Source organism: Leptospira yanagawae serovar Saopaulo str. Sao Paulo = ATCC 700523 (assembly GCF_000332475.2).
Classification (GTDB): domain Bacteria; phylum Spirochaetota; class Leptospiria; order Leptospirales; family Leptospiraceae; genus Leptospira_A; species Leptospira_A yanagawae.
This window is the reverse complement of record NZ_AOGX02000031.1, coordinates 13,069-35,122: the sequence shown is the minus strand read 5'-3', so window position 1 is coordinate 35,122 and position 22,054 is coordinate 13,069. Positions and strand designations below refer to the sequence as shown.

19 protein-coding genes and 1 pseudogene are annotated in these 22,054 nt (G+C 37.5%); 10 read left to right on the top strand and 10 right to left on the bottom strand.

Annotated features, from left to right (window positions below):
- From LEP1GSC202_RS14930 to LEP1GSC202_RS14920, 3 genes are all read left to right on the top strand, one after another.
- Positions 1 to 986 (top strand): PP2C family protein-serine/threonine phosphatase (locus LEP1GSC202_RS14930; RefSeq protein WP_015678582.1); only part of this gene is annotated, 986 nt, incomplete at its 5' end.
- Between the two features lies 1 nt (position 987).
- Positions 988 to 1,866: an acetyltransferase gene (locus LEP1GSC202_RS14925; RefSeq protein ID WP_039929150.1), complete on the top strand. Its 879-nt coding sequence runs from the start codon at positions 988 to 990 to the stop codon at positions 1,864 to 1,866.
- Positions 1,863 to 2,903, top strand: coding sequence for an SMP-30/gluconolactonase/LRE family protein (locus tag LEP1GSC202_RS14920; RefSeq protein ID WP_015678566.1), 1,041 nt, complete (start codon positions 1,863 to 1,865; stop codon positions 2,901 to 2,903). The genes LEP1GSC202_RS14925 and LEP1GSC202_RS14920 overlap by 4 nt, the downstream gene beginning before the upstream one ends.
- Positions 2,904 to 2,914: 11 nt before the next feature.
- Here LEP1GSC202_RS14920 and LEP1GSC202_RS14915 read toward each other — a convergent pair whose 3' ends face one another.
- Positions 2,915 to 5,986, bottom strand: a complete 3,072-nt coding sequence (locus LEP1GSC202_RS14915) for a hypothetical protein (protein WP_015678570.1) — start codon at positions 5,984 to 5,986, stop codon at positions 2,915 to 2,917.
- Positions 5,987 to 6,075: 89 nt separating this feature from the next.
- Between LEP1GSC202_RS14915 and LEP1GSC202_RS14910 the strand changes: the two genes are divergently transcribed.
- Together LEP1GSC202_RS14910 and LEP1GSC202_RS14905 are read left to right on the top strand one after the other, a co-directional pair.
- A complete protein-coding gene (locus LEP1GSC202_RS14910; protein WP_015678581.1) occupies positions 6,076 to 6,699 on the top strand; it encodes a trimeric intracellular cation channel family protein in 624 nt (207 codons plus the stop codon).
- 195 nt (positions 6,700 to 6,894) lie between these two features.
- Positions 6,895 to 8,415 (top strand): HDOD domain-containing protein, encoded by a 1,521-nt coding sequence (locus tag LEP1GSC202_RS14905; RefSeq protein ID WP_015678567.1) that lies wholly within the window; start codon positions 6,895 to 6,897, stop codon positions 8,413 to 8,415.
- On the opposite strand, the gene msrA is transcribed toward LEP1GSC202_RS14905, so the two are convergent.
- The 4 genes from msrA to LEP1GSC202_RS14885 form a co-directional block, all read right to left on the bottom strand.
- Positions 8,412 to 9,089, bottom strand: coding sequence for a peptide-methionine (S)-S-oxide reductase MsrA (gene msrA / locus LEP1GSC202_RS14900; protein ID WP_015678575.1), 678 nt, complete (start codon positions 9,087 to 9,089; stop codon positions 8,412 to 8,414). The two genes, LEP1GSC202_RS14905 and msrA, sit on opposite strands and share 4 nt — an antisense overlap.
- 54 nt (positions 9,090 to 9,143) lie before the next feature.
- Complete coding sequence (locus LEP1GSC202_RS14895) at positions 9,144 to 9,644, bottom strand: hypothetical protein (protein ID WP_244147740.1); 501 nt, start codon at positions 9,642 to 9,644, stop codon at positions 9,144 to 9,146.
- Between the two features lie 85 nt (positions 9,645 to 9,729).
- The gene (locus LEP1GSC202_RS14890; RefSeq protein ID WP_015678588.1) at positions 9,730 to 10,095 is read right to left on the bottom strand and encodes a TSUP family transporter; all 366 of its coding nucleotides are present in this window, start codon (positions 10,093 to 10,095) and stop codon (positions 9,730 to 9,732) included.
- Positions 10,092 to 10,808 carry an MBL fold metallo-hydrolase gene (locus LEP1GSC202_RS14885; RefSeq protein WP_015678559.1) on the bottom strand — a complete coding sequence of 239 codons (717 nt, stop codon included), beginning with the start codon at positions 10,806 to 10,808 and terminating at the stop codon, positions 10,092 to 10,094. Before LEP1GSC202_RS14885 ends, LEP1GSC202_RS14890 begins: the two co-directional genes overlap by 4 nt.
- A 146-nt stretch (positions 10,809 to 10,954) precedes the next feature.
- Here LEP1GSC202_RS14885 and LEP1GSC202_RS14880 point away from each other — a divergent pair, with 146 nt between their 5' ends.
- Entirely contained in the window at positions 10,955 to 11,308 is a 354-nt protein-coding gene (locus LEP1GSC202_RS14880; protein ID WP_039929155.1) for a rhodanese-like domain-containing protein, read from the top strand.
- Positions 11,309 to 11,314: 6 nt separating this feature from the next.
- Here the strand turns inward: LEP1GSC202_RS14880 and LEP1GSC202_RS14875 are convergent, their stop codons facing one another.
- The 5 genes from LEP1GSC202_RS14875 to LEP1GSC202_RS14855 all read right to left on the bottom strand — a co-directional run bounded on the left by LEP1GSC202_RS14875 (position 11,315) and on the right by LEP1GSC202_RS14855 (position 16,479).
- Positions 11,315 to 12,508 carry a diguanylate cyclase gene (locus LEP1GSC202_RS14875; protein ID WP_039929149.1) on the bottom strand — a complete coding sequence of 398 codons (1,194 nt, stop codon included), beginning with the start codon at positions 12,506 to 12,508 and terminating at the stop codon, positions 11,315 to 11,317.
- A 114-nt stretch (positions 12,509 to 12,622) separates the two neighbouring features.
- Complete coding sequence (locus LEP1GSC202_RS14870) at positions 12,623 to 14,203, bottom strand: methyl-accepting chemotaxis protein (RefSeq protein WP_015678578.1); 1,581 nt, start codon at positions 14,201 to 14,203, stop codon at positions 12,623 to 12,625.
- A gap of 243 nt (positions 14,204 to 14,446) precedes the next feature.
- Positions 14,447 to 15,307, bottom strand: a complete 861-nt coding sequence (locus LEP1GSC202_RS14865) for an AraC family transcriptional regulator (RefSeq protein ID WP_015678568.1) — start codon at positions 15,305 to 15,307, stop codon at positions 14,447 to 14,449.
- A 67-nt stretch (positions 15,308 to 15,374) separates the two neighbouring features.
- Entirely contained in the window at positions 15,375 to 15,767 is a 393-nt protein-coding gene (locus LEP1GSC202_RS14860) for a VOC family protein (protein ID WP_015678565.1), read from the bottom strand.
- A gap of 67 nt (positions 15,768 to 15,834) precedes the next feature.
- Positions 15,835 to 16,479, bottom strand: coding sequence for a TetR/AcrR family transcriptional regulator (locus LEP1GSC202_RS14855; protein WP_015678587.1), 645 nt, complete (start codon positions 16,477 to 16,479; stop codon positions 15,835 to 15,837).
- 111 nt (positions 16,480 to 16,590) lie between these two features.
- On the opposite strand from LEP1GSC202_RS14855, the gene LEP1GSC202_RS14850 reads away from it, so the two are divergent.
- The 4 genes and pseudogenes from LEP1GSC202_RS14850 to LEP1GSC202_RS14830 all read left to right on the top strand — a co-directional run bounded on the left by LEP1GSC202_RS14850 (position 16,591) and on the right by LEP1GSC202_RS14830 (position 22,046).
- Positions 16,591 to 17,202 (top strand): efflux RND transporter periplasmic adaptor subunit, encoded by a 612-nt coding sequence (locus LEP1GSC202_RS14850; RefSeq protein ID WP_015678571.1) that lies wholly within the window; start codon positions 16,591 to 16,593, stop codon positions 17,200 to 17,202.
- A pseudogene (locus LEP1GSC202_RS14845) lies at positions 17,199 to 20,423 on the top strand (efflux RND transporter permease subunit). The gene LEP1GSC202_RS14850 and the pseudogene LEP1GSC202_RS14845 overlap by 4 nt, the downstream one beginning before the upstream one ends.
- Positions 20,390 to 21,529 carry a TolC family protein gene (locus LEP1GSC202_RS14835; RefSeq protein WP_015678564.1) on the top strand — a complete coding sequence of 380 codons (1,140 nt, stop codon included), beginning with the start codon at positions 20,390 to 20,392 and terminating at the stop codon, positions 21,527 to 21,529. Before LEP1GSC202_RS14845 ends, LEP1GSC202_RS14835 begins: the two are co-directional and overlap by 34 nt.
- An 85-nt stretch (positions 21,530 to 21,614) precedes the next feature.
- Positions 21,615 to 22,046 carry a DUF2141 domain-containing protein gene (locus tag LEP1GSC202_RS14830; RefSeq protein ID WP_015678580.1) on the top strand — a complete coding sequence of 144 codons (432 nt, stop codon included), beginning with the start codon at positions 21,615 to 21,617 and terminating at the stop codon, positions 22,044 to 22,046.
- Positions 22,047 to 22,054: the final 8 nt, after the last annotated feature.

The window sequence follows — 22,054 nt, the reverse complement described above, 5'->3', positions numbered from 1 at the left end:
ACGCCACAAAAGAAAATTCCATCCTTTATAAACTTACAAGGGAAGATTTCCATCGCTTGGTCCAAACAAATCCTGATATGACGTTAACGGTTTTAAAATTATTAACGGCAAGGATTCGTAATGCGGAGCAAAGGGAAAATCAAGTTTTAATTCAAAAAAACAAAGAGTTACGTTTACAAAACGAAACTTTAGAAATGATGGTAAAAGAAAGGACAGCCAAACTCACTCAATCCTTAAAAATCATTCAAGAGGATTTGGAAACAGCCAAAACAATCCAAAGGAATATTTTACCACTCGGTCTCAAACACATCGCACATCTAGACTTTGCTTCTAAATTTGAGCCAATGGCTGAAGTTGGTGGTGATATCTTTGATGTGATTCGTCTTGAGAAATCAAAAATTCGGCTTTTTTTAGCCGATGCCATTGGTCATGGTGTACAAGCAGCTCTTATCACCATGGCAATCAAAGCAGAATACGATCATATCAAACACAATGCACCGAATCCATCTGATGTTTTATATGCATTAAACCAAATATTTATTGATCGTTATGGTAAAAAATCCAATCAATTTACAGCAGTGATAGTTGATTTAAAAATGGAAGAGAACTTACTTGTATACTCTTCGGCAGGTCATAACGAACCGTATGTATTGACCAATTCACAAATTTTGCCTTTGGCAGAGTCTGGTTTGATGCTCGGACTGGAAAAAGATGTCGAGTATCATGATACAAGTTTGTCATTTGGATTGGGAGATCGATTATTTATGATTTCCGATGGCTATTTAGAGCAAGAAAATCAGGAAGGTATTTTACTTGGTGAATCCAAATTGCTTTCCAGTTTTTTGTCTGCTAGGAGTTTGGGATTAAGTTTATCTGATACCGTAAATTACCTTATGGAAGAATTTCATACCTTTCGGGGACAAACCCCAATGATGGATGATGTCACCATTTTAGGAATCGGCACATCGTTTGAATTAGGAGTTTAACTTGGGATTAATTATCGCTTATCTATTATTTCTTTTGAACTTAGTTTGGATCATACCAACTATGTATCCGTTGTACATTTGGAAACTAATCACCACCGGATCTTGGCGAAGATTTGGTGACAAACTCCTTGTAAAAGTAGGTGAAGCTTGGATTCAAAATAATTATAGGATTTCAAGATTTTTATATGGTGTTCAATTTGAAGTGATTGGTGAAAAATTTCATGAATTAAAGCCAAATGGCAGTTATATGATCATAAGCAACCACCAATCCTGGTCTGATATTTACATCATCCAATCTGTTTTGAATCGCAAAATCCCTTTGATTCGATTTTTTATCAAGGATTCATTGAAGTATGTTCCGATTCTTGGACATGCTTGGTTAGCTTTAGATTTTCCTTTTGTCAAACGGAGTAGTCGTGAACAATTGAAAAAAAATCCTGAGCTTGCCACCAAGGATTTGGAAAATGTCAAAAAGGTTTGTGAGAAGTTTAATGGAATGCCTTTTTCCATTCTAAATTTTTTAGAAGGGCACAGACGCACTCCAGAGCGAATGAAAAAATTACTCAAAAAAAATCCTTACAAACATTTGCTAAGGCCCCATAGTGGTGGGATATCAGTGGTTTCCACATCACTAAGAAATTCGCTTGATGCTTTTATTGATTTAACGATTGTTTATCCTACTGAAAATCCAAGTTTTTTAGATTTGATGTCTGGTAAGATTCGCAAACTCAAAGTATTTGTGGATGTGATTCCAAGGAATGAGGTTCCCATCGAGGAAAACGAACAATTTGCCCCCATGTCAAAGAAAATGAAACGTTGGGTCGATGAGAGATGGGTTATAAAAGATACATTGATCGAAAAGGAGATATCCACCAAATGAAACAACTTCCAATTTATATCTTAATTTCTTTAAGTTTAGTTTCCTGTCGTACCTTTGAACCACAAGCATATGATCCACCCATCAAACCAGAACCTGTGGGCATTTACGAACCAAACACAGAACTACAAAAAGCAATTTTGTTAGCCATTGGGAAAGTGAAAGGCCTCGAATCCCTGGATGTTGACAGTGACGGGAATATCTATGGAGGAGACAAGGATGGGAGAATCATTCGGATCACTCTAAAAGGAGAGATTAAGGCCATTGCCAAAACTTCAGGTAGACCACTTGGAGTTCAATTCGACAAAGTTGGAAACTTGATCATCGCTGATGCATACAAAGGACTTCTCTCCATGGATAAGTCTGGAAAAATCACAACCTTGGTATCCGAATATAAGGGAGTTCCTTTCCAATTCACAGATGATTTAGATATCGCTCAAGATGGAAAAATTTATTTTACAGATGCTTCTATTTATGAACAAAAAGAATACCTCTATGATTTATTAGAAGCAAGACCTTACGGTCGGGTGTTTGTTTACGATCCGAAAACAAAAGAAACACAACTTTTGCTCGATCATTTGTATTTTGCCAATGGAATTGCACTTTCCAAAAACGAAGATTTCCTTTTGGTGAATGAAACCTACCGGTATAGAATCACAAAACTCTGGTTAAAAGGTCCCAAAAAAGGTTCGTCCGAAGTGGTCATTGAAAACTTACCAGGTTTCCCGGACAACATCACTCGCAATGAAAACGGAGACTTCTGGGTTGCTTTATTCACTGTTAGAAATGACAGAATGGACAGTATGCACCCATCACCTGTTGTGAAAAAGATGATTTACTTTATGCCAAAGTTTATGTGGCCGAAAGCGCAACCTTATGGTTACGCACTGAAAATGGATGGGAATGGAAAGGTTCTGATGACAGTCCAAGATCCAACTGGAGAACATTTAAAGGACATCACGAGTGTCATTGAAAAGAAACGCCAACTCTACATTGGCAGTTTGTACAATGATAGAATTGGAATCTACGTATTACCTTAAATTACAACGGATTAAGGAGTGCAAGGTAAGTCGTATTCGATAGCTCCTATCGATACGGCTCCATCTCCACCAGGCCTTGTTCCGATCCCATTAAAACTATCAGCCAAGATATTGTTCGTTGCTCTCGTAATTTGGCAAGAAGTGGCGGAAGTCGGAATGTACGATGCCACAACTCCAAATGGAGAGACTAAGTTGGGATTTAAGTTCAAATTTTCACCAAAGTTTGGAGCAAGACCTAATGGAGTGATACAACCTAAACTTCCAGGAACTCCTCCTGCGCAAATATCGGTGTAGTAAACCAAAGATTGGAATACTAAATTGTTACAATTATGAAAGACATTGGAGCGTATGGAACCTTGAGCCAATCCAACGTTGCGTAAACAAACGTTATTTCCGGCATTTGTATTGAGAAGTAGGATATTGTTTTCGAAGAGCATTCCGGATCCAGAATCAATGTGGATCGCAGATTCATTTCCAATAACACTCGATACACCACTATTCACTGTATTGTGAAAGATCCGAACGGGATTAAATGCTCCCGAGATAAAGATCCCTCTCGCATAGACACTACTAGAACCATTTTGGATTAGGTTGTTTGATACAAGGAGTGATAGTGGAGAAATTAGGTGGATGCCAGTGACTGAAGTAGACGCAAGGCCCGTCGCAGTACCCATCCTGATATAATTTCTTGAGATCGAAGATGTGGCATTCAATCCAGAGGCTTGGATGCCGATTAGCGAAGCGGTAACACTGGAAGAGATTGCACTTCCACCCGTGATCGCATTGTATTCAATGGTCGCTGTTCCACCACTTTGAATGAAAATTCCATAAGAAAAAGCCGTAAAGCCACTTGTGTTCTCGGTTCTGCCAATACTGATCGAATTCCCTCTTACGATGGTACCAGAAATCAATCGAATCCCAGCAGTTTCGGTTGTCGAATTAGAATTCCCTGTGATCACATTCCCAGAGACCAAGGAACCAATTTGGATCGTATTGGCTGCTTGGAAGCGAATCCCATACGATCGATTTGCATTCCCTTGGACAAAAAGATTTCCCGCTAAAACTCCAGTGGATGCTGTTCCTGCAACGTCAAAAGCGATATTCCAATTGGTAGATCCTACGGTTGGTAAATTGACGCCTCGGAATTCGTTCTGACGAATGTTTGAAACATTCATTCCCGAGGTCCCTGTATAATCAAAGGCCTTTGAAAAACCATTGGTTATCGAAGTATTCCCTGCTGTGATCACATTTCCAATGAGGATCGGAGAGACCATGACTGTGGAAGATAATGAAACAGCAGACGTGATGCAACCTGAATTTGTGCAATCTCCGCCCGTGATTTGATTGAGAACTAGGTAAGGGCTGCTATTGATGGCAAGGACTCCATAGGAACGATCTATGCCATCGCCTGCCAAGATTTCATTATCGATGAGACGGACATTGCTAGTCCCATTTAAAAAGACGCTAGCCATATAAGGAGCTGATACAGTATTTTCCAAACGAAATCCTGATACGACCGTTGGTGAAGTGATCGTAACATCAGAGGCAATAGAGGCACAAGGATTAGTATCTGTTGAGCCCGCACAATAAGCTGGTGTAGAATTCATTAATATGATTGAATCCTTATCTTGTGGCCTCCACTCGGTAAACCCAGGTTCATAACTTCCAAAAACTGACACACCAGATTCCAATTGGATGAGACCACCCGCGTATGCTGGATCATAAGAACCTTGTGCCACAAGGACTGCACAGTCTCCGCTAGGGCATCCACCAAAAAAACTATTGATCCCTTCTTGGATATTTCGTTTGGGTGTTAAAGCCGTTAAACCATCATTCCAATCATTCCCTCCGGCATCTGCCACATAGCGGATATTTGATGGGATCAGGTAAAGTAAAGTGGTACTAGTGGAAAGGGGTACTGCACCTAAATTGGTGAGACAATTGAGAGTTAGGCTTCTATGCCCGGATTGCCAACTATCAGTTGGATCAGGTGTCACCACCAACGTATCATTGGTAAAATTGGTAGTGGCAAGTGCAAATTGTACGGGCAGGGAAACTGTAGTATTAGTTAAGGTTCCAGTTGATCCAACACAACTACCAGCATTCACCTCCGCTGTGAAAACCAATCGTAACGATTCAGTAGGTAAAAGAATCCCTCCGTTCCTTGGAGTGGAGGCCTGAATATTCACACTAAAACAATTCGCTTGGATGGAAACGGTTCCTGCAATCGTACCAGAAGTGGAACTCAATACACATTGGTGGTTTGCTGGTGCTGATACGATTTGTACATTGTACGTACTGGAAGGAGCTAAATTGGTTGGAAAACGATGTAACCCATCCGAAGAGATGACAATGGTTTCGCTTCCATTATTACTGAGCGTCAAACTACCAGAAGCAATCCCGATAGCTGTGATTTCAATGGGAAAGGCAGTCGATGTACAATTGATTGCTATCGTTGTCACATTGTTAGCAGGAAAAGTATTGGAACCATTGGTAATGAGACAATTTTGAACCGGGTGGTTTGGCTGTGTGGCCACCGTGACATTGTAAGGAGTGCCCGCTTCATAGGTTTGTGTAAAAGCAAATGTTCCAGATGCAACAGCAACAGGCAATGTGGATCCATCATAGGAATTTGTGAGAGTGAAACCAATCCCGTCTAGGCCAGTAATGGTCCCACCTAACGTATAACGGAGTGGATCACAGTTAACGATGATGGAATTGATATTTCCATACCCGACAACACCTGTTCCCCCACTTACGGAACAAGTCTGATTTGGCAAACTTGGTTGGGTTTGGATGGCCAAATTGAAATCCTGGCCCGTGGTGAAGGGTGTGCTGAATTGGAATGTTCCATCCGCATTGACAGTAATGGTTTCTTTTCCCGAGTTCAAATTGAGGACAAGGCCCGATCCGAGTAGTCCTGACACTCGAACGGAGATTTGAAATGGACCTGTGTTGAGTAGGCTTCGCAATTGTAAAAAATCGGAAACCGATTGCATGAAACTTTTGGAGATGTTGGGAATACAAGCCTCTGTGAGTAAAATGATAAAGAATGTTGCGATTCTCAAATACTTTGCTAACATAGGAGGAACTCTCTACTTATGATAACAAGGGAAGGGGAGCTTTCTTGTCAGTTTCTTTCCTGGGAAGAGGAGAAAATCAGTAAAAACACATGGAATTTAGCTTTTCTTACTACATTGGCCTGGCTGGGATCATGGTTTTTACCATTTCGGGTGCGACGGCTGCCTTAGAACACAAGGAACACCACCATGATGTATTTAGTGTCTTTTTCACAGGGTTCATCACTGCCATTGGTGGAGGGACTTTACGGGACATTACACTTGGCAATTACCCTGTATCTTGGGTAAAAGATGAAAACATTTTATGGGCCATCTTTGTTGGTTTCTTACTTGTGATTTTATTGCCTAAGTTTGTTACAAAACTACGAAACGAACTTTTCTTATTTGATACCTTGGGAATTGGAATTTATACCGTCCTCGGCACAAGGATTGCTCTTGACCATGGTGTGAATGCCTTTGCAGCAGCACTACTTGGTATGATATCGGCGATTTTTGGTGGAGTCATTCGTGATACACTCATGAATGAAGTACCCTTTATTTTTAGGAAGGAGATATACGCTACTGCGTGTTTGGCGGGATCTATTTTGTATCTGATTTTAAATGAATGGGAATGCCAAGCGAACTTAAATTTAATAGTATCAGCGAGCCTTATTGTTATCATCCGTTTGATTGCGGTTCGATTGAATCTAGGATTACCAAAACTAAAAATATTCTAAATTGGTGTTCAATTTTGTGGCGAATTTAGTGAAAAACCGAATGATTTTTTCAGTACTTGTCACTAAATTTCTTCTTCCATCTTTTTCCTGTTAAACGCTTGCAATTCTAAAATCATGGCATTGGATGGTGCCTTGAGTGGAACCATCCAATAGAATTGATTAGGGGTTTCCCCTTAGATTGTTCGATGAGGTTTTATGGCGAGTCCAAAAGCAGTTGCATTAGAATTCAAACGGGAGCTTGGTCTTCATACCAATATCGAAGACATCAACCATCCTATAGTGGAGAATGCACCTTTCCATTTTAAATTCTTCCAAATTACGGACGAAGTCGAAAATACCTTATTTCAAATCTTAGACCGATTTTTATTACAGTTGGATTTAATCATTGTTAGAGATTCAGTGCTCGCTGCAATGAAAGAGACTGTGACCAATGCGATTAAGGCAAATGCAAAACGAGTTTTTTTTAAGAACAATGCTACTGATATCACAAACGAAAAAGAATACGAATCGATTATCAATGAATTTAAATCTACTTATCTTGCCAATCGAGACGAGATAGAAGAATCCTTACAAAAAAATAATTATGGAGTATTTGTTTCTTTCATTCATAATCGGAGTTTGATGCGAATTCGCATCATGAATAATGTGCAACTCACTCCGATTGAAGCAGATCGAATTAAAGAAAGGATTTCTAAAGCAAAAACATATAATGATTTAGCGGATGCCTTTATGGATATGTCAAACGATCAGGAAGGTGCTGGTTTAGGCCTAATCATGACGCTTATGATGTTACGAAATGATGGTTTAGGTGATTCTGCCTTTAAATTTGAATCGGGTGAGAACAAAACCGTATTCATGATCGATATACCAGCTAAGGTTTCAAAAGAAAACATCCAATTAGAAAAAATAGATCATATCGTCTCACAAATTGATCATCTGCCCACTTTCCCTAAGTCAATCAAAGACATCCAAGATGCCATCGACAAACCGAATTCCAGCATTGGAACCATCGCAGAAATGATCAAACGTGATATTGCACTTTCCGCAAACATACTCAAACTTTCCAATTCTGCTGCCTTCCGAAGGGGAGGGAAAGTTGAGAGTTTGGACCGTGCGATTCAACTGATTGGTTTAAAAGAACTTCAGACATTACTTTATAGTCTTGCCACTAAGCAAATGTTAGAGGATAAATTCCCTGCATTTTCCGCAATTTGGGAAAAGTCAAATGAATCCGCTTTTTATTGCAAATCGATAGGTCAAAGAATGGGTATGAATAAATCAGACCTCAGCAATTTGATCGCTGCTTCCTTATTACATGATATAGGTGAAATTTTATTATTGTCTTTTGATAAAGACCATATGAATAAAATTAAAACATTTTCTACTACCAGAGAAATTGCGTCTACCATCAGTATGGAAGAGTCCGCAATAGGAATCACTCATTCAAAGTTAGGTGCGCTGGTTGGAGAAAAATGGGGATTCCCAATCCTTTACACAAAAGCAATGGAATACCACCACAGACCTTTACTTGTAGATGATGTTTATATAGATATAATTTTTCCTATTTACTTAAGTGATATGATGATTTCCATCAATGCAAAAGAAGCGAAATCTTCAGAAATTCCTTCTGAAGTATTAAAAGTTTGTAAATTCCAATCAAAGGCAGAATTTGATTCGTTCCGAACGAAAATCAAAGAACAATTTTCTACTTATTAGTTTTGTTTGTATAACTCGTAACGTTTTTGAAACTCGCGATACCTAGGGAGTGAAACTGCCTGCACATAGGACTGGGTTGGGTTGTGTTTGATAAAGTCCTGATGGTGTCCCTCTGCTTGGTAAAACTTTGTTATTGGTTTGAATTCCGTTACAATGGGGGCATACCAAATTTTTTTAGATTCAATTTCTGTTTTGATTCGTTTCGCTATTTGAAATTCTCCTTCCGTTTGGTAAAACAAGATGGAGCGATAAGAAGATCCAACATCGGGACCTTGCCTGTCTACCGTTGTCGGATCATGGGATAAAAAGAAGATCCTACACAATTCTTCAAAACTGATTTTCGTTGGATCGTACATCACGAGAACCGATTCCGCATGACCTGTAGTCTCTGTGTTTACAGAATCGTAGGTAGGATTTTCTTTATGGCCACCTGCATAACCGGAGATCACATCTACCACACCTGGAATGGATTCAAAAATATGTTCCGAACACCAAAAACAACCTTCTGCAAAGACTGCCATTTTTTGGCCAGATTTCGGAACGAGGGGAATTTGTTTTGTCTCTGCATTCCCTTTGGCACCAAATCCACAATTTCCGAAAAGAGAAACAATTACCAAGATGAGGACAATTAGGGTATTGGGAAAGAGTTGCCGATGGAAACTTGGGGTGATCATGACAATTAGATGAAACTGATCTTAGGAATGGATGTTTTTTCTTTGGGTTAAGCTTTATTTTTTATCCACCTGAGGAGTGACATCTTTTTCTGTAGGGATTTCCTCTCGACCAAATCCAGAGGATCGCATTCCGCTGTGGTAGACAAATATCTTGTTGTTACCAGTAAATTGAACCATTGGTTTATGGAACCTTTGTTTGATCCAATAGCCGAGTAAAACAGCTGTTACAGATACAAATAAAATTTGGTTTTCCCTATTTTGGTGATAGGTAAAAAAGTAAGATCCACATAAAATTAAGGTTTGGCTCATTAACCAAACTAAGGTTCGGTTTTTAAAAAAAGAAAGCCAACCCACTTCTGCCACTTGGTTTCTGATCCCCTGTAAGAAAATACCTAACACAGGAATGCGGAGTAACACTCCAAGAAAACCGATAACGACTACGAGAATGAGAAATAACCATAAGGAAGTGAAAACCAAATTCCACCAAAACAAAAATTGAAGAGGAGGGGCAAGAACCTCAGGCCATGAAATTCCATAAACCAATAAACGAGTCAAAAACCAAATGAATGCAAAATAAAAACCGAACACGATTGAATGGAAAAAGAAACTCAATCCTTCTGCAAACAAATTTTTCGGGAATTTACTTCGGGAAAAAAACCATTTTTAAACCAACAATCACCGTAAAAATTCCAAAAAAACGAGAAAGCAAAGTGGTGTCAATTTTAGAGGCCGCGCCAGCTCCAAAAATGCTTCCTAATATAAAACCAACACTGATCAGGGCTGCAGCAAATAAATTGGTTTCTCCTCTCGTATAATAAATGTAAGCTGCTACAATCCCAATGGGTGGTACCATGGCTGCAAGTGTTGTGCCTTGTGCCAATTTTTGGTTAAAATCAAAAAAATACACGAGCGCTGGAACCAGTAAAATACCTCCACCGATTCCCACAAGCCCACCTAATACACCTGCACCAACTCCCAAAATTAAAAAAAGAATTCCTAAACTCATACAACCTTCCCACAAGCACGATTGGCTGGCACTGCTTCATGAATCTTTTTTGGTTCGGGTAGGTTTAGGTTATCCATGATGGACTTAAACTCATCTAAGGATTTGTTTGCAATTCGAGGATTCCATTTTTTCTCTTCCCCGATCGTTGAATAAACAAAACCTTTATAGTCATGTCCAGGGAATACAATTGTCTCTTCTGGCAATTGGAATAATTTATTGGTAATGGATTCATAAAGAGCTTCGGAACTTCCTCCTTGAAAGTCAGTTCGCCCGCACCCTCTCACAAATAAAGTATCTCCGGTAAATACATAAGCATCATTCAATACCAATGAAATCGAACAAGGTGTATGACCTGGAGTATGAATGGTTTTAAGCCGGAGTTTACCAATTTGGATGGTATCACCATCTTTTAAAAAATGATTCGCACAAGTGGCACCAGACGATTCCGGTGCATAGGAATCACAACCTGTTTTGTCTCTTAATTCCCCTGCCGCTGTGATATGGTCCGCATGCATATGTGTATCAATGGTGGCCGTAAGTTTGTATCCCATACTTAGAATGTAGGAAAGGTCTCGCTCAGATTTTTCTAAAACGGGGTCGATGAGGATGGCCTTTTTTGATTCTATATCAAGGAGAAGGTAAGTCCACGTCCCTGACTCCGTATCATACAGCGGCTTGATTTCGATTTCATTACGTTTCTCTATCACCATCATATCCATTTACCTCGGCTTTTTTTGGAATTCAATCTAGATTTTATCCAATTGAGTTTCAAAATATAGGCGGTATACTATACCCCCTATGGTATATAGTTTTCTTGACGAGATTTATGGCAAGCAGAAATTGGAGAAAAGAGGTAAAAATGAAAACATGGATCATACTAGGAGTCATCATCGGATTCCTCTTTGTTTTTGTGAAACGGATTCAATCCAAAGGAGATAAACAAATGGTAACAGAGTGGATCAAAGAAGGAGCTGTGGTTGTGGATGTCAGAACAAAATCAGAGTTTGCAGATGGGCATTTTCCAGGTGCAATTAACATTCCTGTGGATGTGTTACCTTCGGAACTGAAACAATTGAAAAACAAACAATCCAAAATCATTGTATATTGTCGGTCCGGTGCACGCAGTGAACGAGCTAAACAAATTTTGAATTATAGCGGTTATTCAGCAGTGATGAATGCAGGTGGTCTCGGAGATATGCCTACACCACAATAAATAATCTCATACGACACCAATTGGAGTTTTTGCTTTGAATTGGTGTAGTAAATATAGATCAGATAATTTGTTTTGGGATTCATTGGAGAGTTCCACAAACTCTGCACCAACACTAAATGTTTTTCCATTTAGTTTTTGTTTACGCACCACTTTGATTTTTGCACTGATTTCATGTTGGGAATCAGCTTCTCTAAGAACAACTGGGATCGAATCATTTAAATTCAATTCATCTTCTGTTTCAAAGGCAATTCCAGTGATGGAAATATTTTTTGAAATGGAACGAATCGTTTTGTCAGGCAGAACACAATACAATTCTAAATTGGCATCAAAACGTAAACTGCTGCGTTTTTCATTGGAAAAGGCTACTATTTGATTTTTTCCAGAGTCCTTCGCTGCATACAAAGCTCGGTCGGCCAAATCATACATTTCTTCACAAAGTTTTACTTTATCTGGATAGGAAACAAGTCCTCCACTGATGGTCACAGGTTTACCGCTGATTAGAATGGTTCTACAAGCTTGTAGTAATTTTTCTGCCGCTTTCATCGCCTGTTCTTCGTTAGACTGTGGAAAAATAATTGCAAATTCTTCTCCACCAATTCTACATGCTGTGTCTTCCATTCGTAAACTTGTTGAAATTTTACTTGCCACTTGTTTCAAAATTTCATCCCCCATCAAGTGGCCATAAGTATCATTGATTTTTTTAAAATCATCAATGTCGATGATGAGAAGGGAAAGATTTTGGTTGTACCTGGATGCTTGTTTGAACTCTCTTACTAAGGCAGTTTCGAAATGCCTACGATTGTACAATCGTGTGAGTTCATCTACTAAGATAAGTTTTTCCGTTTCTGCAAATAATCGGATTTCAATGATTTTTGGGTTTTCGATTTTTTGGTTGTGATTGATGAAATAATCGAGTAATGCCACTCGAAATCCAACTTCTCGTCCTAGGCATTTCGAAAGTTTGGACTGGTTGCCACTCACTTCATCCCAAATTTCTTTGGCTTCCGATTCAGGTATGTCGAGCGAAGTGAGAACCTTAAGAAGGTTTGCATAAATTTGTGACTCATCATGAGAGTGATGGGATTGTATTTTTTGGAGTAATACTCCTTCATTTGCTGGATCCTCTTCTAAAAGGTCCATGATCGTATCTTCGATACGGCGCCCGTTCTTTGGCCCGTTAGAGGTTTTGGATGTTAACATTGCCTGAATACACTAGTGTGAGAAATTTATTGCCAATTACCCAAAATTCTAGTAGGATTCAGAATTGTAAAGACAGGTTTTATCATAGAACTGAATTCAATTTCATCTAAATCCCTAATTGAGATGCAGTTGTTTGGCTTGGGTATGAATTTCACTGATTTCTTCATAGAGAAGTTGCACTGAATCCGCTAATTTTTGAGTGGTTTCATCGATGACAGTGATAGCGTGATTGATTTCTTTACTGCCTGACATCTGCTCTTGTGCAATGACTCCAATTTGTTCGGAAAGGACATGGAGTTCGGAGAAAGTATCTCTTAATTTTAAATTGAGTACTTCTTGTTCGTTCACATGCCCTTCTAAACTTAAAATTTCACTTTCGATTCGTAACAATTCACTATTTTGGTTTTCGACTTGGGATTTGACTTCTTTTGAATAACGAGTCCCTTCGTTGATTTTTAATCCAGCCTCTTTCACAATTTTAGCGATGGTGCCGGCATTTGATTGCGATCGTTCCGCAAGTTTTGCTACTTCTTGTGCGACAACCGCAAATCCTCTTCCATGTTCTCCCGCACGTGCCGCTTCGATGGATGCATTTAAGGCAAGGAGATTGGTTTGGTCCGCAATCTCCGACATCATTTGATTGATTTCTTCGACTTTTGAAAAGGCTTGGTTGAGTTCAGAATAAATTGAATTCAATTCTTCTGAAGAGGTTTTTACTTTTTTACTAAAATCAGCTGAATGACTTACGTCTTTTGCAATCTGGACTGTTTTGGCTTTCACACTTTCACTTAAATTCTGAAGTGATAAAAAGTTTTGGTCTACAATTTTAACACGCGTTACTTGGTCTTCCACTAAATTAGCGGAACTAATTGCAGATGATGACAACTCCTCCACAGATGCGGAAATTTCTTCAACCGATGCTGCTTGGTTTTGGGACTGGTTGTGAAGTTCATCAGACATGGATTGTAATTTTTCGACCGATAGTGCAAGAGTATCAGCTGATTTTTCAAGTTGGCTCGACTTCTTTGTAATAAAAAATTGTTTTTCCAAACTGTCTTGTAGTTTGGACTTTAAATCATTTTGCATTTCTTTCATTAGAGAAACAACATATCGTAAGCTAAATACCACTCCAAAATAAAAAATCACCTTTTGGATTTCAGTAGTGACGATGATGTGATTGGCTCGGATCATATCTGGAAATGGTTTTGGAATGAACTGGGCACCTAACTTGTGTGATAGATATATCCCTCCTATGTATACGATCGTGGAAATGATCCCAACGCTTAGGATTAGTTTGATATCAAATAAAAAACTTGCATATATCGAAATAAAAACAAAGATAATATAAAATATCCCTGTACTCAATGTGTTACTCGCACCACCTTTTGTGAAATTGTTATAAATATCCAAATAGAAAAAACATAATATGATGAGTAAGTCGATTAGAATGATGGAACGAGCATATAGTTTTGAAATTTCTTTTTCTTTTTTAAGAAAATAACCAGCGACAACAGCATTTAGAATGAAAATCAATGATCCAATCAAATTTGGGATAAAACTTTTTGTAGAATAATTGGAAGCTACACCTAATAGGAAAATGACTCCTAAACCATACTTTGTCAGAACAATGAGGGAGATACCACGACGGAACATGGTTCTTTCAAATTTGCTAATTTCAGTATTTTCCTGGGACATTTCCTAGTCTCCTTTTCTCACGTTTCATTCTGCTAACGAAGGTATATGTGAGGTGACTTTGTATAGCTTATCAAGAAAATTTGACGAACCAAATTTGAAAATTCCGAACGAAAAGAATCGTTCTACATGAATCCTTTTTTGTGTTTCCGAAGGCTTCTTATGTTTACGGGTTAAAATTGATTCGATTTACTGCATTTAGAAATTCATTCACATTCAGTCTGATGATATGAAGTATGGTAGGTCTTATTGAATTGGCAGGTAGATATCCGTGATACGTTTCCCATCATTTATTTCAAATGGATTTAAGTAACATTCCCATGGTGGTAAATTCCTTAGTTGGATTGCATTGTTTGTAAAATATTCATTCAAAATCCAATCGTAAATTTTTGGCAACGATTCATATTTTCCTTGGTAACGGGTTTGTAAATATCTACCACCTGTTATGGTTTGTAAACCAAATCCACTAGGTAATGGTTTTGGGATTGGACCCATTGTGATATCTAGATCAAATCGGATTTTTCCTTTTGGTGATATCTCTGGATCGTCTTGGCAAATCCCAATCCATTTGTGTTTCGTCCAAGAGGAATTCCATTCTTCTAGTAAGGTTTGGATTTGTTTCACTTCTTTTGCTTCTAAGATTGGACCAGGTAGTTCTTCGTAATTACCAATGTGTCGGACATACACAATAGAAAAGGAAGATATTGTTTTCATCTGAAATCCATGTTTTGAAACACCTTCTGGTAATGTTAGAAAATTTGATTTAGAATTCTTTTTTTGTTTTTGGTATCGTTTGCGAAATTCGGATGGTGTGAGCCCAAGAACTCTTTTGAAGGCTTTGGTAAAGGCTTCTTGTGATTGAAAACCAGCCTCCAAAGCAATTTCAATCACTGGAAATTTTGTGATCTTTAATTCATAGGCAGCTTTCTCTAATCGTAACCTTCTCGTGTATTGTTTTAGATTTTCACCTTGTATGGACTTAAATACTCTATGAAAATGCCAGTCACTATATCCTGTAAAAAAAGCAATTTGATTCAACCCAACTGGTTTTTGAAGTTTTGATTCCAATTGGTTCCAAACAGGATATAAATTGGTTTTTTTTGGCACGAAAGACCTTCCTATTTGTAATGATACAAATATAAGAAAGTCTTAGTTCATTTGTCTTTCAAAAATTTTAGTTAGGAGTCCTTTCTTGGACGATATCAATTCCAATTCCATTCGGGTCGATCAATGTAAAATGTACATCACCCCATTCTTCTTCTGTCAACTGTAGGTCGATGGGGGCATTTTGTTCTTTCATTGTTTTGAATACTTTTTGGATTTCTTTTGTTTCGAAGATAAACCATATGCCTGCATTTTGGTATGGTTTTTGGAAATATGATTTTTTCACTTGTGGTTGGTTAGGTGCCATAATTGCAAGTTCAATTTCCTTTCGATTCGGCAAACATAATAAAACAAACCAATCGGTTTCAAATTTAACTTCTAAACCTAACCAATTTTGATAGAATTCTTTGGTTTCCTTTATTTTATCTGTAATGATCCCGGTTTGAATATTTTGAAATTTCATTTCTTCTCCTTTAATGTGCTAAGTATATAGCAGAAGGAAAATCAAAATTGGATCGTTTTTGCGATTTTTACACTAAAAGACCTAAACCCATATGGTTCATCAAGTTTTCAAAAAGAGATTCTTCGTGAGCTTTTGTCATCGGTTGTTTTTGTTTTGATTCAATCCCACTCAATCTTTTATCCAACTGTAACATCACATAACCATGAGTAAATGACCAGATCAAATAAGATATCTCTTTAGGATCCCCTTTTTTAATGATTCCCTTATCTTGTAGGAGAATCACTGTTGATAATAGTACTTCAAAGGCTTCAAATCCAGCTTTTTCGCATGCTGGATAAGCCGAAATGTCATCAATATGATTGGAAAACATCAAACGATATATCTCAGGATTTTCGTTTGCAAACTTTACATAGGCAACCCCCATCCCAATAAAAGCTTCTTTTGGATTTTTGATAATGTCTTTTTTGCCTTCGATAAGGGCCTGTTTGAATTGCTCAAATCCCATTTCAATCAAACTTGCAAGTAAGGATTCCTTTTTCGCAAAATGTTTGTTTGGAGCCGAATGGGTGACACCAATTTTTTTTGCAATTTCTCTAAGGCTCAGTGATTCTACACCTTTTTTCCGAATCCATACTATGGATTCATTTAAGATGGCTTCCCGCAAATTTCCATGGTGGTATCCTTTTTTTACCTTTCGCCTTTCCTGGATCATGTGATTAGAAAATTCCAAATATAGATATTGTCTACTTTTTTCTATTGACAATATTCCAGAAAGTAGACGAAGTCTACATTTATGTAGCCTCTGCCTACATTGAGAGGTCTTATGGTGCGCTGGTTTTCTATTGGGATTATCCTATTATTTGGTAATCTTTTCATTTCTTGTGGGTTACCCCAATCTGAATCCCGGCCCGAATTACAAACAAAGGGGTATGTACTGACATCTCAATTTCCCATCCAAGAAATTGCGGTTAGGGGTAAGGTAATGAAAAATAATGAAAAAAATTTATACCATTTGGAATTTGATCCAAAAGCCTTACAGTTGATCAATCGTCATAAACCAAGTAAAATCCAACTCAAACTTCCTTATGTAAATGCCCAAACATTAGTTGTGAATCTAAAATACCAAAATGATTCATTCACAAGTAATTTTTTATTTCCAGAAGGTTGGATAGACTCTTCACAATTGGAAGCTGTTTTTTATACCAAACAAACTTCCGGATATAAAATTCCTTTGAGTTCTATTTATTCTCCGTTTGGCGAAAATCATTCTGTATATCGAATTGTAGATGGAAAAGCCAATCGCTTAGAAGTGGAAGTTTTAGGCATTAAAGAAAATCAAGCTGTAGTTGTCGGCGATTTAAAGTTAGGTGATATTCTTATACTATCTCGGTTAGGGGAATTAGTCGATGGAATGTTTGTGAAGGTGAATTTGTGAAATTGGCTAATTTTGTGATCCAAAGAAAAAGTCTGATTTTTACTATCTTCATTTTTTTATTTTTCCTTGGGATTCTTGAATTTTTAATCATGCCAAGAGAGGAGGATCCTCGATTAAAAGAACGTTTTGGTGTTTTGAAAATGATTTATCCTGGAGCTTCGGTAGAGACCATACATCGACTTGTCATTTTGCCAACAGAAGAGGCATTGGCTGAAGTTCCATCAATCGCAAACTTAGAAATTAGAGTTCGGCCGGAAGTGATGATTGCAGAAATTCGTTTGAGTGATCAAATGGGAACTGAACAAGAAATCAATGATGCTTGGAAAAGGATTGAAGAAACGATTAAACGTACAGAATCCAAATATCCAAATGGATTAATGCCATGGGATTTAAATCGCAGAGTGACAGAGCAAGAAGCTATTTTGGTTTCCATAACAGGTTCGGAGGATATTTTATTTCTTAAGTCAGAAACTGAATCATTAAAAACTCATTTAATGCACATTGGAACTGTTTCTAAAATCAATCGATTGGCAGATCCTGAAGAAGAAATTGAAATTTTAATCACGAAACAACGGTTAGAAGATAAAGGGATCTCCTTACGATTTATGATGGATTGGATCCAATCGAATAATCATAATATTGCACCTGGAACATTGACAATTGCTGGAAAAAAGGTAATGGTACAATCGGATGGCTGGTTTCGCGATCTCTCTACTTTTTCTCTTTTTCCCATCCCTCTCCCGGGAGGACAAATTGTCAGTTTTTCAGAATTGGCTAATGTAACAAAGAGACCAAAATTTCCCGTTACTGAAATCATGAGAACCAATGGGAAAAATGCTCTTGGTCTCGGCATCATTGCCAAAAAGGATACCAATCTTATTTCGTTTGGAGAATCCATTGAAGCAAAAATCAAGGAATGGCAAAAAAAACATCCTAAGGTAACTGTGGAAATTATCAATTCACAACCTAATTATGTAAAAATTAGACTCCGTGAATTAGGACTCAATCTAGTATCTGGGATCTTGATCGTTGCATTTGTATTGGTTGTGATGATGGGATTTCGTATGGGAATTCTTTCGGCAATGATTGTTCCCGTGATTGCCGTAATAAGCCTTGGTATCTATGGAATGTTTGGCGGTGTTTTGCATCAAATTTCCATAGCTGCGTTTGTGATGGCCTTAGGTCTTCTGATTGATAATGTCATCGTGATTTTGGAAAGTATCCAAGAGAAAATTGACCAAGGCCAAGAAATTCTATTTTCAACTGCCGATACAATCCAACAATTAAGTTTCCCTTTATTAAGTGCAACGGGAACAACGTTAGCTTCTTTTATCCCTTTGCTTGGGTCTAGTGGAAACTCAGCAGATTTTACCAGAGCAATACCGATCATCAATATGATCACACTCACTGTCAGTTTTTTCTTTGCTTTATTAGTAACTCCAATATTAGGAATGCAAATTTTACGAAAAAACAAAACAATCAAAATCAGTATTTATGAAAGGGTCTCTGAAAAGATTGGAATTTTTATCCCTATCTATGCTAAAAAAATTTTATATATTGTAAGTATCTTATTTTTGATTTCGATCTTAGGTTTTATATACCTTCCCAAAAAGTTTTTCCCGGATGCTGATAGAGACCAACTCATACTCGATTTGCGAATGCCGGAAGGTACAGATATTTCAGAAACAAATCGATTGGCATCTGAAATTGAAACTTGGTTACGTTCTGACAAACGATTAAAATCGGTAATTGTTTTTGTAGGTCGTTCGGTTCCATTATTTTACTACAACTTAAACCAATCACCAAATAGTCCCAATGTATCTCAATTTATATTAAATTTAAAAGATATCCGAGACAAGGATTCTTTCAAAAAAGAATTTCAAAACATTTTGGATCAAAAACTCCAAGTGGGAAATGCAGTGTTATTGGAACTGAAACAAGGACCACCAGTAAAGGCACCCATCGAAATTCGATTTTTTAGCGAAGAACATGCCGATTTGGAAGTTAGCAATCAAACAATCTTAAGAACACTATATGGAATTCCTGGAATTAAAGATGTTCGTTCTGACTTGAGTATAGGGTTACCAATATTACATTGGCAAAATGATGATGCCACCTTATCGAGATACAAAACTTCGAGATCGGAAGTAACACTCTCTATTCTTGCACAAACAAATGGAATCCCCATGGGATACTACCGAGCAGGTGACAAACCCATTCCAATCAAGATCCGTACTTCCGAAGTATCCAACCTTAGCTCTGAAACGATAGACAAACATTATGTAGTTTCCACTCGAACGGAGAATGTAAAGTTAGGATCTGTTTCTCATTTATCAATTTTATGGGAACCTGCTTATCTTTATAAGAAAAATCGACAAACAGGCGCTAGTATTTAAGTGGAGTTGAAAAATGGATATTCTGCAATTGAAGTAACAAATCTTATCAACCAAAAATTAAAATTTGTCTCATTACCAAGTTCGGTTCAGTGGGAATTTGGTGGGGAACAAGCTGAATCAGGAAATGCAAATCAATCTTTAATTGCTGTGGCTCCAATTGGAATGATGATCCTGGTTTCATTTCTTTTATTTGAGTTTGGAAGTTGGAAGAAAGTTGGAGTGATCTTATTAACTGTCCCACTCACCTTGATTGGGGTAGTTCCAGGATTATTATTTTCTGGTAAACCATTTGGGTTTTTATCTTTACTGGGTATCTTTGCCTTAGTAGGTATCGTTGTGAATAACGGAATTTTACTTTTAGATTATATAGTTAAAGCAATTACAGAAGGAAGTTCTATCACAGAAGCAATACAATATTCTATTTCTAAACGTATCCGTCCAATTTTACTCACTACATTGACAACGGTTGCCGGTCTTTTGCCTTTAACAATAACGGATGCAACGTTATGGCCACCTTTTGCTTGGACAATGATTTCTGGTTTACTTGGTTCTACGTTCTTAACGTTGTTTGTGGTTCCATCTGCGACCTTTCTATTGTTTCGAACGAAAATTCAAAAGATTGAACAAAAGAAAAATCCAAAGTTGATAAACAAAATTTTCCCTTTTCTCTTTGTCTTAATATTATTCTTTCCAACCATGCAGAATATTTCCGCTGATCCTATGGTACTCTCTTGGAAAGAAATTGTAAAATTGGCGGAAGAATCACCTCGTGTGAAACTTGCATGGGAAGAGTGGAAACGAAAAAATTTAGAAAAAAAAAATTAAATAAAGCTGTTTATTATCCAAAACTTGGTTTATCGATTGAACATGTAGATAGGAACAAAACTCTGTTTCCCAATGCCGCAATTCCAATTGTCGCAGGTGTCAATCCAAGTTATTGGTATACTGGTGTTGAAATCCAACAAACACTATTTGATCCAGCAAATTGGTTTGCAGTTTCGAAGGCCTTAGATTATTCTGAGGAGTCCCAAAAATTATTATCGTTTCGCGCCAAAGAAACATCGCAAGCAGAGGCTTTACTTTCCTTTTTAACAATACATCGCATCAAAGTCAAAAAACTAAATGTCACCGAATTAAAACAAAACTTTTCGATAAGGCTTGGCGAGTTACGTAGGTTATATGCTATTGGGCAAGTGACTGAAAGTGAAATTTTCCGAATTGAACAAGCGATAACCCAAGCAAAATTATCATTAGATGAGTTAAACGAAAAAGAGAAAATAGCGATTTTATCTCTCCGTAGGAATTTAGGAATTGATGAAGAGATTTCAATCGGACCTCTCCCTGGTTACGAAGAGATTTCAGTATCCATAAATGATTCTGAAATCCCAGAAAGATTAGAGTTAACAGCCATTAGAAAGAAATTACTGGCATTACAAGAAAAGAAAAAATCCATTGAATATGAAGCATTACCAAAAGTAGTCGCAAAAGGAAAATATATTTATCTAAACAATAACCAGTTTAATACGGACAACTGGGCCCAAATATCCTTGGGCATCACAATGAACCCTTTTGATGGGGTATTACGAAAAGTAAAAGAAGAAGAAACGGAATCCGAATTACGTTCTACCAAGGAAGAATTTTTGGATTTAGTGAGGGCACTTCAAATTGAAAAAGAAGATTCATTGGCAATGTTGAAACTTAAAAAACAAGAAGTATTGGCTCGGCAAACAAATGTTAACAAATCAAAATATGCTTCTAAAAAAGAATACGAACGTGTAAAATTTGGTAAATCGAATATCAATTCATGGATATATGCAGAAATTCTTCATTCCGAGGAAAAAGATAGATTTGAGATGAGTCAATTGGATTTATTCGAACGTATCATTCGATTCCGGAGCGTGATTGGGATTGGTTACTCAGAAATAAATTGAGAAAAAAGTTTGACAATGGACTCAGTTGTTTGTAAAAGTAGACAATGTCTACTAAGTAGACGATGTCAACAATAGGAGTGTTGGAATGGAAGATTTAAAAAAATATTTATGGTTGGTTCTCTTATTCCCAATCGTATCAGTGAATGCTTTGGATTTAGAAGTGGAAATTCTCAATCGTAAATCAAAACAATCTGTGATTCGATGTGGAATTTTTGTTTCACAGGAAGGTTTCCCATCTGATGAGAAAAAGGCCGTAATGAGAGTGTTAGGTGTCGAATCAAATCAACAAAAAACAATCTGCAATTTTAAGGGCCTTCAAGGGAAATTGTATGCTGTTTCTGTTTTGGAGGATATAAATGCAAATGGGAAAATGGAAACAACATTTGTAGGATTTCCAAAGGAACCATGGGGAGTGTCCAATGATGCACCAATGCATCCTTTCGGTCCACCGACCTTTGAAGAGGCAGGATTTTTATTAAAATCAAATTTGAATATACAAATAAAACTAAATCAATAGGTGATTGT